This is a genomic window from Streptomyces sp. NPDC005794 (genome assembly GCF_042871445.1).
Classification (GTDB): domain Bacteria; phylum Actinomycetota; class Actinomycetes; order Streptomycetales; family Streptomycetaceae; genus Streptomyces.
Genome location: NZ_JBIAIN010000029.1, coordinates 1 through 12,267 on the forward strand (window position 1 = coordinate 1; position 12,267 = coordinate 12,267).

Here is a 12,267-nt window from a genome sequence, read left to right on the forward strand (position 1 = left end):
CCGGCGGTTCCAACTTTACCAGACTCTTTTTCGTTCCGTTTCCGGTCCGAATTTGATTCCAGCGACCCATGGAGTGGTCTTTGCCTTTCGGCTGATCCGACTTTATCAGAAGTTCTGAGTCGAATTTCCCGGCTCTTCGCGGGGCGCTCCCGGCACACAGGTGCGCGGGGTGCTTCCCGTTCAGGCGGAATCGCAAACCTACTGGAGCGGGGCGCCTCGATGCAAATCGAGGCGCCCCGCTCCAGGTTGATGGCCTGACGGTGGCCGTCGGGGTCAGACCTCGACGACGACCGGAAGGATCATCGGACGCCGGCGGTAGGTGTCCGAAACCCACTTGCCGACGGTGCGCCGGACCAGCTGCTGGAGCTGGTGCGGCTCCATCACGCCGTCCTGCGCCGACTTGTTCAGGGCGTCCTCGACCTTGGGCACCACCGCGGTGAACGCACCGTCGTCGATGCCGGAGCCGCGCGCCTGGATGTGCGGGCCGCCCACGATCTTGCCGGACGAGCTGTCGACCACGATGAAGACCGAGATGATCCCCTCGTCGCCGAGGATGCGCCGGTCCTTCAGGGACGTCTCGGTGACGTCGCCGACCGAGAGCCCGTCGACGTACACGTAGCCGGCCTGGACCTTGCCGACGATCTTCGCCTTGCCGTCGACGAGGTCGACGACGACGCCGTCCTCGGCGATGACGATGTGGTCCTTCGGCACGCCGGTCAGCGCACCCAGTTCGGCGTTGGCCCTGAGATGGCGCCATTCACCGTGCACCGGCATCAGATTCTTCGGCTTGCAGATGTTGTAGAAGTACAACAGCTCGCCCGCCGAGGCATGGCCCGAGACATGGACCTTGGCATTGCCCTTGTGGACGACGTTGGCGCCCCAGCGGGTCAGGCCGTTGATCACGCGGTAGACCGCGTTCTCGTTGCCGGGGATCAGGGACGACGCCAGGATCACCGTGTCGCCCGGGACGATCCGGATCTGGTGGTCACGGTTGGCCATACGGGAGAGGGCGGCCATCGGCTCGCCCTGGGAGCCCGTGCAGACCAGCACGACCTCGTCGTCGGGCAGGTCGTCGAGGGTCTTGACGTCGACGACCAGGCCGGCGGGGACCTTCAGATAGCCCAGGTCACGGGCGATGCCCATGTTGCGGACCATGGAACGTCCGACGAAGGCGACCCGGCGGCCGTACTCGTGGGCGGCGTCCAGGATCTGCTGGATGCGGTGGACGTGGCTGGCGAAGCTGGCCACGATGATGCGCTTCTGGGCGTTGGCGAAGACGGTGCGCAGGACGTTGGAGATGTCCTTCTCCGGAGGGACGAAGCCGGGGACCTCGGCGTTCGTCGAGTCGGAGAGCAGCAGGTCGATGCCCTCCTCGCTCAGCCGGGCGAACGCGTGCAGGTCGGTGAGACGGCCGTCCAGCGGAAGCTGGTCCATCTTGAAGTCACCGGTCGCGACAGCCAGGCCCGCGGGGGTACGGATGGCGACGGCGAGCGCGTCCGGGATGGAGTGGTTGACCGCGATGAACTCGCAGTCGAACACGCCGATGCGCTCGCGCTGCCCCTCGATCACCTCAAGGGTGTAGGGGCGGATCCGGTGCTCCTGGAGCTTGGCCTCGATGAGCGCGAGGGTCAGCTTGGAGCCGATCAGCGGGATGTCCGGCTTCAGCCGGAGCAGATACGGGACGCCGCCGATGTGGTCCTCGTGGCCGTGCGTGAGGACGATGCCCTCGACGTCGTCCAGGCGGTCCCGGATCGTGGTGAAGTCCGGCAGGATCAGGTCGATGCCGGGCTGCTCCTCCTCGGGGAAGAGCACACCGCAGTCGACGATGAGTAGACGGCCGCCGTACTCGAAGACCGTCATGTTGCGGCCGATTTCGCCCAGACCACCCAGCGGGGTGACCCGCAGGCCGCCCTTGGGGAGCTTCGGCGGGGTACCGAGTTCAGGATGCGGATGACTCAAAAGACTCTCCTTACCACACGCGCCACGTACCGCTGAGGGCACGTGGCGCGCATGTCATTCGTGCACTTGCTGTTGTCAGGTGGTGTTTCCGCCGCGAGTGTCCTCGCGTATTCAGTTGTGAAGTCCGTGGTTAGAGCTGTACCCCACCGGCGGCCAGATCGATCTTGAGCTGGGCCGTCTCCTGTGCGGTGAGTTCCACCAGAGGGAGGCGCAGCGGACCGGCGGGCAGGCCCTGCAGGGTGAGCGCGGCCTTGGTGGTGATCACGCCCTGGGTGCGGAACATCCCGGTGAAGACCGGGAGCAGCTTCTGGTGGATCTCCGTGGCCTTCTGCACGTCGCCGCCGAGGTACGCCTCGATGAGCGCGCGCAACTCCGGGGTGACGACATGGCCGACGACGGAGACGAAGCCGACTGCGCCGACCGAGAGCAGCGGGAGGTTGAGCATGTCGTCGCCGGAGTACCAGGCGAGGCCGGACTGGGCGATGGCCCAGCTGGAGCGGCCCAGGTCTCCCTTGGCGTCCTTGTTGGCGACGATCCTGGGGTGCTCGGCGAGTCGTACGAGCGTCTCTGTGTCGATCGGCACACCGCTGCGGCCGGGAATGTCGTACAGCATCACCGGCAGTCCGGTGGAGTCCGCGATGGCGTTGAAGTGCCGGAGGAGGCCCTCCTGCGGCGGCTTGTTGTAGTACGGCGTGACGGCGAGGAGGCCGTGGGCGCCGGTGCGCTCGGCGGTACGGGCCAGCTCGATGCTGTGCCGGGTGTCATTGGTGCCGACGCCCGCGATGACGTGGGCCCGGTCGCCTACGGCTTCCAGCACAGCCCGTACGAGCTGGTCTTTCTCCGCGTCGCTGGTGGTCGGGGACTCGCCCGTGGTGCCGTTGATGATCAGGCCGTCATTGCCTGCGTCCACCAGATGGGCGGCGAGCCGCTGGGCGCCGTCGAGATCGAGTGCGCCGTCCGCCGTGAAGGGCGTGACCATAGCGGTGAGGACCCTCCCGAAGGGGGTCTGCGGAGTGGAGATCGGAGCCATGGGTAACACGCTACTCGTTGCTCGACGCGCCGCGCTCCCTCGGGGGACGAGGAAGAGGAGCCCGGCACTGCCTGCTCGGGGGTTCAAGCAGTGCCGGGTCCGTTTGATCAGCCTAGATGAACTTCATGAAACGCCGCAATACGGACACCTCCTACGGGGCTACCCGTCCGTTTTTGTTGAAGGCTGCATGAGTGAGCGGCATCAGGGTCTGCCAGTGCTGTTCCATCTGCTCGCCGACCATCTCGATCTCGCGCTGCGGGAAGGACGGCACCTTGGCCAGCTCGTGCTGCGTGCGCAGGCCGAGGAAGTGCATGAGCGAGCGGGCGTTACAGGTGGCGTACATCGTGGAGAACAGGCCGACGGGGAGCACCGCGCGGGCGACCTCCCGGGCCACCCCGGCGGCGAGCATCTCCTGGTAGGCGTCGTACGCCTGCCGGTACGAGTCCTCCATGGCGCGGCTCGTGAGCTCGTGCTGCTCCGGGGTCCCCTCGACGAATTCGTACTTGCCGGGGCGGCCCTGCTGGATGAGCTTGCGGGACTCCCCCGGGACGTAGAAGACCGGCTCGAGCTCCCTGTAGCGGCCCGATTCCTCGTTGTACGACCAGCCCACGCGGTGCCGCATGAACTCGCGGAAGACGAAGATCGGGGCGCTGATGAAGAAGGTCATCGAGTTGTGCTCGAACGGGCTGCCGTGCCGGTCCCGCATCAGGTAGTTGATGAGGCCCTTGGAGCGCTCGGGGTCCTTGGTGACCTCCTCCAGGGACTGCTCCCCGGCCGTGGACACACGGGCTGCGAACAGCACGTCGGAGTCACTGGCCGCCGACTTCACCAGGTCAACGGTGACATCGCTGCGGAAGTGGGCTTTCGTGGGCTCGGGGGTGTCGGTCACCGGCGGGGGTCCTTCCAATGGCGTCGCTCGGGCGGCGTCCACTCTACGGGCCTCGGGGACGGCGTCCGTCAGCGGGAAATTTTGGACGGGTTCGGCGATTCGGGGCACCGATCGGACCTCTCGTACGTCTGACTCATTAGCAGCACCCGTCACAGAGTTCAAGGAGATCTTCCTCATGTTCCGCCGGCGTGAATCCGTCCCGTTCTCGTTCGTTGCCGAGGCCGACCGGTTCCGCAGTAATGTCACTCCCCCGCCCCGCCGACGCGCCAGTCGCTCACAGCTGGCCGCTCATTGCCTCGTAGGTCTGACGCTGGTCGCCGGCTTCGCCGGGTCGCTGCTCCTCGGCCTGCCCGCTCTCGACACCGACCGGTCGCCGTCCCACAGCCAGACGTCCGAGGCTTCACAGCGCCGCTGACCCGTACGGGCCCCCTGGGGTGGTCGACCGGGGGGCTGCTCGGTAGCCTCACCGGGCACAGCAATCGAGCGTGCTTGTGAGTGAGGATCAGTCGTGCCCCTGCCCTTCCTGACGGCCGACCGCGCATTCGATGCGGACGCAGCGGACATCGCGCTGCCGTTCGACGACCACGACGGCTGGCGGCGGCCCTACCGCCCCGGCCCGTGGCGGGTCGCGGCGGCAGCCACCCTGTTGCTTCTGGCATCCTTCGTGCTGCTCGCCGCGATGATCATCACGTTCGCCGGATCACTGTCCGGTGCCACCGCGTGTTTCGTGCTCGCCGCCGGAGTGATCGCCGCCGCGCTGCGGCTGCTGCGGGTGGGCGCCTGGGTGAGCCGGCACGGCGTGCGCCGGGTGGGCTTCTTCCGTACGACCACTGTGCGGTGGCAGGACGCCGCCGCGGTCCGTACGGTGCAGCAGCCGGTGAAGTGGCTCGGTCTCCCGCGCACCGTCCAGGGACAGGCTCTGATGGTGGTGCGCAAGAGCGGCGGGCCGTTGGCGCCGCTGGTCACGGACCACAACGGGGACTTCCTGGCCCGCGCGGAGGCGTTCGAGCGCGCCACTGACTCGATCGAGGCCTGGGGCGACGAGTACCGCACCGACTGAGACGGGCGCGGGGTCTCCCGCGGAGCAGGACACCGCACAAGCCGGTACGGCGCCGCTCAGGCGCGTACCGGCTTGTTCGTGTGCAGGGCGATGGCACGCTGCATCGCCTTACGGGCGCGTGGGGTGTCCCTCGCGTCCTGGTAGGCGACCGCCAGCCGGAACCAGCAGCGCCAGTCGTCCGGGCTGTCCTCGGTCTCCTCACGGCGCCGTGCGAACACGGCGTCGGCGGAGTCGCGGTCGATACGCCCGGAAGGGGTACGCACCAGCTCGTCGACGGGGAGGCCGCCTTCGGCGTCCAGTTCGGCGGCCAGGGCGTTGGCCCTGCGGACGAACTGGGTGTTCTTCCAGAGGAACCAGATCCCGATCACCGGCAGGATCAGCACCGCCACGCCGAAGGTGACCGTGAGCAGCGTGCCGTGCCGGATGAGCAGGAGGCCCCGGCTGCCGGCCAGGACGAAGTAGAAGACCAGGACGGCAGCGGTGACGACGTAGGTGAGCTTTGCGCGCATGGGGGTGGGCCCAGTCAGTTCAGGTCGAGGAAGTGTTCCAGGCCGAACGTGAGGCCGGGAGTGGTCACCACGCGGCGGGTGCCGAGCAGGATGCCCGGCATGAAGCTGCTGTGGTGCAGGGAGTCGTGGCGGATGGTGAGGGTCTCGCCCTCACTGCCGAGCAGGACCTCCTGGTGGGCGAGGAGGCCGCGGAGCCGGACCGAGTGGACCGGGATCCCGTCGACGTCCGCGCCGCGCGCACCGTCCAGCGCCGTGGCGGTGGCGTCGGGCTGCGGCGCCGCTCCGGCCTTCTCACGGGCCGCGGCGATGAGCTGGGCGGTGCGGGCGGCCGTGCCGGAGGGGGCGTCCACCTTGGCGGGGTGGTGGAGCTCGATGACCTCGACGGACTCGAAGTAGCGGGCGGCCTGTTCCGCGAACTTCATCGTGAGGACAGCGCCGATGGAGAAGTTCGGCGCGATGAGCACACCGGTCTCCGGCGAACCGGAGAGCCAGGTGTTCAGCTGCGCGAGCCGTTCGTCGGTCCAGCCCGTGGTGCCGACGACCGCGTGGATCCCGTGCCGTACGCAGAAGTCGAGGTTGTCCATCACCGACGCGGGTGTGGTCAGCTCGACGACCGCCTGGGCGCCGGTCTCCGTGAGGGTCTCCAGCGTGTCGCCGCGGCCGAGCGCGGCCACCAGCTCCATGTCGTCGGCGGCCTCCACCGCTCGTACCGCCTCGGAACCGATGCGTCCCTTGGCGCCGAGAACGGCCACGCGCAGCTTGCTCATGTGCTCTTTCCTTACTGGTGGTTAGGAGACCGCTTCCTGGAGGCGGTCCGCCTGCTTGTCCTTCAGCGGGCCGATGACCGAGAGCGAGGGCCGCTGTCCGAGGACATCGGCCGCAACGGCCCGGACCTCGTCGGGGGTGACCGCCGCGATCTTGGCCAGCATGTCATCGACGGACAACTGTTCGCCCCAGCAGAGCTCGCTCTTGCCGATGCGGTTCATGAGCGCGCCCGTGTCCTCCAGGCCGAGGACGGTGGAACCGGCGAGCTGGCCGACGGCGCGGCCGATCTCCTCGTCGCCGATGCCCTCGCTCGCCACGCGGTCGAGCTCGTCGCGGCAGATCTTGAGGACGTCGTGCACCTGGCTGGGCCGGCAGCCCGCGTACACGCCGAAGAGCCCGCAGTCGGCGAAACCCGAGGTGTACGAGTACACGCTGTAGGCGAGCCCTCGCTTCTCCCGTACCTCCTGGAAGAGGCGGGAGCTCATGCCGCCGCCGAGTGCGGTGTTCAGGACGCCGAGTGCCCAGCGGCGCTCGTCCGTCCTGGCCAGGCCGGGCATGCCGAGGACGACGTGGGCCTGCTCGGTCTTGCGGTTCAGCAGTTCGACGCGGCCCGTGGCGCGCAGGGTGCGGGACCCTTCGCGCGGTGCCGTGGGCACGGCGTCGGTGCGGCTCAGTGCGCCGGCGCGCTCGAACGCCTTGCGGACCTGTCGTACGACCGTGGCGTGGTCGACGTTGCCCGCGGCGGCGACGACCAGGTGCGTGGGGTCGTAGTGCTTCTTGTAGAAGCGGGCGATCTGGCCGCGGTTCAGCGCGTTGATCGTGTCGACGGTGCCGAGGACCGGGCGGCCCAGCGGGGTGTCACCGAGCATCGTGTGCGCGAACAGGTCGTGCACGCAGTCGCCCGGGTCGTCCTCCGTCATCGCGATCTCCTCGAGGATGACGCCGCGCTCGGCGTCGACGTCCTCGGGGGCGATCAGGGAGCCGGTCAGCATGTCGCAGACGACATCGATGGCCAGCGGCAGATCGGTGTCCAGGACCCGCGCGTAGTAGCAGGTGTACTCCTTCGCCGTGAAGGCGTTCATCTCGCCGCCGACCGCGTCGATCGCGGACGAGATGTCGAGGGCGCTGCGCTTGGCCGTGCCCTTGAAGAGGAGGTGCTCGAGGTAGTGCGTCGCGCCGTTCAGGGTGGGCGTCTCGTCGCGTGATCCGACGTTGGCCCAGATCCCGAAGGTGGCGGAGCGTACGGAGGGCAGCGTCTCGGTGACGACCCGGAGACCGCCGGGGAGGACGGTGCGGCGGACCGTACCGATGCCGTTGCTGCCCTTGAGAAGCGTTTGGGTACGGGCGACGGCCCGCGCCTCCGAGGAGGTGCGGGCCGTCGTCACGGAACTACGGGACGTCACTTGTCGGTGTCGTCCTTCTTCTCGTCCTCTTCGCCCTCGATGACGGGGATGAGGGAGAGCTTGCCGCGGGAGTCGATCTCCGCGATCTCGACCTGGACCTTGGCGCCGACGCCGAGCACGTCCTCGACGTTCTCCACGCGCTTGCCACCGGCGAGCTTGCGGATCTGCGAGATGTGCAGCAGACCGTCCTTGCCGGGCATCAGGGAGACGAACGCACCGAAGGTGGTGGTCTTGACGACCGTACCCAGGTAACGCTCGCCGACCTCCGGCATGGTCGGGTTGGCGATGGCGTTGATCGTGGCGCGGGCGGCCTCGGCCTGCGAACCCTGCTGGGCACCGATGTAGATGGTGCCGTCGTCCTCGATCGTGATGTCGGCGCCGGTGTCCTCCTGGATCTGGTTGATCATCTTGCCCTTGGGGCCGATGACCTCACCGATCTTGTCCACCGGGATCTTGACGGTGATGATCCGCGGGGCGTTCGGGGACATCTCGTCCGGGACGTCGATGGCCTCGTTCATGACGTCCAGGATGTGCAGACGCGCGTCACGGGCCTGCTTCAGCGCGGCGGCCAGGACCGAGGCGGGGATGCCGTCGAGCTTGGTGTCGAGCTGGAGCGCGGTCACGAACTGCTTCGTGCCGGCGACCTTGAAGTCCATGTCGCCGAAGGCGTCCTCCGCACCGAGGATGTCGGTGAGGGCGACGTAGTGGGTCTTGCCGTCGATCTCCTGCGAGATCAGGCCCATGGCGATACCGGCGACGGCGGCCTTGAGGGGCACACCGGCGTTCAGCAGGGACATGGTGGAGGCGCAGACCGAGCCCATGGACGTCGAGCCGTTGGAGCCCAGCGCCTCGGAGACCTGGCGGATCGCGTAGGGGAACTCCTCGCGCGACGGCAGCACCGGCACGATGGCGCGCTCGGCGAGCGCGCCGTGGCCGATCTCGCGGCGCTTGGGCGAGCCCACGCGCCCGGTCTCACCGACGGAGTACGGCGGGAAGTTGTAGTTGTGCATGTAGCGCTTGCGGGTCACCGGGGAGAGGGTGTCCAGCTGCTGCTCCATGCGGAGCATGTTGAGGGTGGTGACGCCCAGGATCTGGGTCTCGCCACGCTCGAACAGCGCCGAACCGTGCACGCGCGGGATGGCCTCGACCTCGGCGGCGAGCGTACGGATGTCCGTGACGCCACGGCCGTCGATGCGGACCTTGTCCTTGATGACGCGCTCGCGGACCAGCTTCTTGGTCAGCGCGCGGTAGGCACCCGAGATCTCCTTCTCGCGGCCCTCGAAGGCCGGGAGCAGCTTCTCGCCGGCGATCTCCTTGATGCGGTCCAGCTCCGCCTCGCGCTCCTGCTTGCCGGCGATGGTGAGCGCCTTGGCGAGCTCGGTGCTGACGGCCTTGGTGAGCGCCTCCAGGACGTCGTCCTGGTAGTCGAGGAAGACCGGGAACTCACCGGTGGGCTTGGCGGCCTTGGCGGCGAGGTCGGACTGGGCCTTGCAGAGCGCCTTGATGAAGGGCTTCGCGGCTTCCAGACCGGCGGCGACGACCTCTTCGGTCGGGGCCTCGGCGCCGTCCTTGACGAGCTGGATGGTCTTCTCGGTGGCCTCGGCCTCGACCATCATGATCGCGACGTCGCCGTCCTCGAGGACGCGACCGGCGACGACCATGTCGAAGACGGCGTCCTCGAGCTCGGTGTGCGTCGGGAAGGCGACCCACTGGCCCTTGATCAGGGCGACGCGGGTGGCGCCGATGGGGCCGGAGAAGGGCAGGCCCGCCAGGATCGTGGAAGCGGAGGCGGCGTTGATCGCGACCACGTCGTACAGGTGGTCGGGGTTGAGCGCCATGATCGTCTCGACGATCTGGATCTCGTTGCGCAGGCCCTTCTTGAAGGAGGGGCGCAGCGGGCGGTCGATCAGGCGGCAGGTGAGGATCGCGTCCTCGGAGGGCCGGCCCTCACGACGGAAGAAGGAGCCGGGGATCTTGCCGGCCGCGTACTGCCGCTCCTCGACGTCCACCGTGAGGGGGAAGAAGTCGAGCTGGTCCTTGGGCCGCTTGGAAGCGGTGGTGGCCGACAGCACCATGGTGTCGTCGTCCAGGTACGCGACGGCGGAGCCGGCGGCCTGCTTGGCCAGGCGGCCCGTCTCGAAGCGGATGGTGCGGGTGCCGAAAGTACCGTTGTCGATCACGGCTTCGGCGTAGTGGGTCTCGTTCTCCACTAGTGATTTCTCCATACTCGTCGTCTTTCGTCCTGCCGCCCGTGTGACGGAGGACGGTGCGGAGAAGCGCACCGTGTGTGCGGGCCGGTCTTCGATCGAAGCTCCCGGGCATTGTCCCGGGGGCCACTACCGAGGACCGGCGGCGGCCGTGGGGCGCCTCTCCTCGTTCTGTTGTTGTGCGTCCAGGTTACTGAGCCTGACCCCGGTCACGCACGTACAGCAAAGGGAGCGGCCCCCTGGACTCGGGGTGCCGCTCCCTCTCACAGCGTTCTTACTTGGCGCCGCCGGCCGCACCGCGGCGGATGCCGAGGCGGTCGACGAGCGCACGGAAGCGCTGGATGTCCTTCTTGGCCAGGTACTGAAGGAGGCGGCGACGCTGGCCGACCAGGATCAGCAGACCACGACGGGAGTGGTGGTCGTGCTTGTGCGTCTTGAGGTGCTCCGTCAGGTCCGAGATCCGGCGGGAGAGCATGGCGACCTGGACCTCGGGGGATCCGGTGTCACCCTCCTTCTGGGCGAACTCGGACATGATCTGCTTCTTCGTAGCGGCGTCGAGCGGCACGCGTACTCCTCTTGATGTTCGATGCGCCCACGAGTGCCCCTGGTCTTGATCTCAGGGGAGCTTCCATGACTCGGAGGCGAAGGTCCGATGAGCGCAGTCCCCAGGATGATCCGGGGACGCGTACACAAACGGCCACTGGTCAGAGTACCAGTCCTTCGGAGTACCCCCGACAGGTGTCAGCTGGTGAGTGCCCGGATCGAGTGGTAGACGTCGAAAACGGCGAGGCACAGCGGCAGCAGTGTCAGGAGTACGCAGGCCTCGGCGATCTCCAGGAAGCGCCCCCAGAAGGGGGTGACCCCCTTGCGCGGCACGATCAGCCCGATGGCGGTGATCAGCGCGGCGACTCCGGCGACCGCGGCGGTCAGCCAGATCGTACGGATGTCGAGACCTGCGGTGTCCCCGCCGAGCGCCTCCCGGATGAGGGCGGTCGGGGGGTTGAGCGACAGTCCGAGGCCGAGGAGCACGAGTGCGGCGAGGCCGGCGCCCAGGGCGCAGCCGACCTGGGCCGTGTAGCGGAACAGGTGGGCGCGCATCAGCATCGCGACGCCGGTGGTGAGCGCCAGTAGCTGACCCCAGACGCTGTCCGAGAAGCCGAGCACCGCCGCGGCTCCCACAGCCATGAGCGCGCATCCGCCGACGAGGCCGACGAGCAGTTCGTGACCGCGCCGCGCCTGGGCGGTGATGCGCTCGGCGTCGACCGGGCCCTGCGGTGCCGGGTCGGACGTCCCGTAGTCACCGACGGTGGTGCGGGGCGGCTCGAAGCCGATCGGGAGACGGGCGAAGCGGGTGGAGAGCCCTGGCAGGAAGGCGAGGAGTCCTACCGAGAGGGGTGCGCACACGGCCGCGGTCTCGGCCGGCTCCATGCCGGTCATGATCGCGACGAAGGTCACCAGTACGCCGATGCCGGAGGCGAACACGAACGCGACGAACGTCCCGTCGCCTTCGGGGGCGGCGATCATGAGGATCACCGAGGCCACCAGCACGGCGGCGCAGGCGAGCAGGAACTGGAGCCTGCCGATGCCCTGGCCCGCGCCGAGCGGCAGGAGCCCCGCCCCGGCGACGGCGGTGTTGGCGAGTGCGCCGATCCCCAGCGCGATGGACGAACCGCGGTCCGCGTAGACACGCGCGCGTACGCAGGCGAGCGCGAGGAGGAGCAGGGCGGTGACGGCGGCCAGGATGCCCGGCAGGCCGTGCATGTCGTGCCGGACGTCGGAGGTCCACAGCACGAAGCCGAGCAGTACCAGCAGGACCGAGCCGCCGAAGAGCCCGGCCGAGCGCATGAGGCTGTCGCCCCAGAGGGTGCGGTCCCGGGCGACGGCCGTGGCGACGGCGTCGGAGACGTCGTCGAAGACGGCGGGGGGCAGCGACTCCGAGAAGGGCCGCAGGGACAGCAGCTCGCCGTCGAGGATGCGCAGGCCGGCCAGCGTGCGCCCGCTGTCGAGGACGGTGCCGTCACGGCGCACCAGGTGATATCCGACCGGGGCGCCCGGGGCGGGGCTCTGTCCCGACAGCCGGAGGATCTCCGGGTAGAGGTCGGCGACGGGAATGTCCTCGGGCAGCGCCACGTCGACGCGGCTGTCGGGCGCGACGACCGTGACCCGGCAGAAGCCGGTTCCGTTGCCGGCCGGAACTCCGGGACCCGGCCGCCCGGATCCGGTAGCCGCCGTTTGGGCCGTCATAGTCACGTGCTGCTCCCCCTCATGCTTCTCCTGGATCTCCTGAAAAACGCACCCTGGATCACGGGCTCCGACTGCGTCCCGAATGACCCGTTTTTTTGCGGTAGTTAGCGGATGCGTACACGCGTCGCGACACCCTACCGCCCTCGGGTCACCGGGTACGCCAGTAGGATCCTCCCGCGGACGGAGCCCGTCGCCACGGGG

The 12,267-nt window shown here is 68.6% G+C and carries 11 protein-coding genes; 2 read left to right on the forward strand and 9 right to left on the reverse strand.

Annotated features, from left to right (window positions below):
* Positions 1 to 273: 273 nt before the first annotated feature.
* The 3 genes from ACFYQ5_RS33020 to thyX form a co-directional block, all read right to left on the reverse strand.
* On the reverse strand, positions 274 to 1,959 hold the full coding sequence (locus ACFYQ5_RS33020) for a ribonuclease J (RefSeq protein ID WP_389202973.1): 1,686 nt from the start codon (positions 1,957 to 1,959) through the stop codon (positions 274 to 276).
* Positions 1,960 to 2,089: 130 nt separating this feature from the next.
* Positions 2,090 to 2,989 (reverse strand): 4-hydroxy-tetrahydrodipicolinate synthase, encoded by a 900-nt coding sequence (dapA, locus tag ACFYQ5_RS33025; RefSeq protein WP_389202975.1) that lies wholly within the window; start codon positions 2,987 to 2,989, stop codon positions 2,090 to 2,092.
* 151 nt (positions 2,990 to 3,140) lie between these two features.
* On the reverse strand, positions 3,141 to 3,878 hold the full coding sequence (thyX, locus tag ACFYQ5_RS33030) for an FAD-dependent thymidylate synthase (protein WP_389202977.1): 738 nt from the start codon (positions 3,876 to 3,878) through the stop codon (positions 3,141 to 3,143).
* 175 nt (positions 3,879 to 4,053) lie between these two features.
* Between thyX and ACFYQ5_RS33035 the strand changes: the two genes are divergently transcribed.
* Both ACFYQ5_RS33035 and ACFYQ5_RS33040 read left to right on the forward strand, forming a co-directional pair.
* Complete coding sequence (locus ACFYQ5_RS33035; RefSeq protein ID WP_389202978.1) at positions 4,054 to 4,293, forward strand: hypothetical protein; 240 nt, start codon at positions 4,054 to 4,056, stop codon at positions 4,291 to 4,293.
* Between the two features lie 93 nt (positions 4,294 to 4,386).
* Positions 4,387 to 4,938 carry a hypothetical protein gene (locus tag ACFYQ5_RS33040; protein WP_389202979.1) on the forward strand — a complete coding sequence of 184 codons (552 nt, stop codon included), beginning with the start codon at positions 4,387 to 4,389 and terminating at the stop codon, positions 4,936 to 4,938.
* Positions 4,939 to 4,994: 56 nt separating this feature from the next.
* On the opposite strand, the gene ACFYQ5_RS33045 is transcribed toward ACFYQ5_RS33040, so the two are convergent.
* The 6 genes from ACFYQ5_RS33045 to eccD all read right to left on the reverse strand — a co-directional run bounded on the left by ACFYQ5_RS33045 (position 4,995) and on the right by eccD (position 12,066).
* Positions 4,995 to 5,447 carry a hypothetical protein gene (locus ACFYQ5_RS33045; protein ID WP_389202981.1) on the reverse strand — a complete coding sequence of 151 codons (453 nt, stop codon included), beginning with the start codon at positions 5,445 to 5,447 and terminating at the stop codon, positions 4,995 to 4,997.
* A 14-nt stretch (positions 5,448 to 5,461) separates the two neighbouring features.
* A complete protein-coding gene (gene dapB / locus ACFYQ5_RS33050) occupies positions 5,462 to 6,214 on the reverse strand; it encodes a 4-hydroxy-tetrahydrodipicolinate reductase (protein WP_389202983.1) in 753 nt (250 codons plus the stop codon).
* Positions 6,215 to 6,235: 21 nt separating this feature from the next.
* On the reverse strand, positions 6,236 to 7,615 hold the full coding sequence (locus ACFYQ5_RS33055; protein ID WP_389202984.1) for a M16 family metallopeptidase: 1,380 nt from the start codon (positions 7,613 to 7,615) through the stop codon (positions 6,236 to 6,238).
* Complete coding sequence (locus tag ACFYQ5_RS33060; RefSeq protein WP_267080089.1) at positions 7,612 to 9,825, reverse strand: polyribonucleotide nucleotidyltransferase; 2,214 nt, start codon at positions 9,823 to 9,825, stop codon at positions 7,612 to 7,614. Before ACFYQ5_RS33060 ends, ACFYQ5_RS33055 begins: the two co-directional genes overlap by 4 nt.
* A gap of 271 nt (positions 9,826 to 10,096) precedes the next feature.
* Positions 10,097 to 10,387: a 30S ribosomal protein S15 gene (gene rpsO / locus ACFYQ5_RS33065; RefSeq protein ID WP_003965855.1), complete on the reverse strand. Its 291-nt coding sequence runs from the start codon at positions 10,385 to 10,387 to the stop codon at positions 10,097 to 10,099.
* Positions 10,388 to 10,563: 176 nt separating this feature from the next.
* Positions 10,564 to 12,066, reverse strand: a complete 1,503-nt coding sequence (gene eccD / locus ACFYQ5_RS33070; protein WP_389203082.1) for a type VII secretion integral membrane protein EccD — start codon at positions 12,064 to 12,066, stop codon at positions 10,564 to 10,566.
* Positions 12,067 to 12,267: the final 201 nt, after the last annotated feature.

Coding starts and splice junctions, on each gene's coding strand:
- ACFYQ5_RS33045 (WP_389202981.1), bottom strand. CDS start 5,447: ATGCGCGCAAAGCTCACCTACGTCGTCACCGCTGCCGTCCTGGTCTTC.
- dapA (WP_389202975.1), bottom strand. CDS start 2,989: ATGGCTCCGATCTCCACTCCGCAGACCCCCTTCGGGAGGGTCCTCACC.
- dapB (WP_389202983.1), bottom strand. CDS start 6,214: ATGAGCAAGCTGCGCGTGGCCGTTCTCGGCGCCAAGGGACGCATCGGT.
- ACFYQ5_RS33035 (WP_389202978.1), top strand. CDS start 4,054: ATGTTCCGCCGGCGTGAATCCGTCCCGTTCTCGTTCGTTGCCGAGGCC.
- eccD (WP_389203082.1), bottom strand. CDS start 12,066: ATGACGGCCCAAACGGCGGCTACCGGATCCGGGCGGCCGGGTCCCGGA.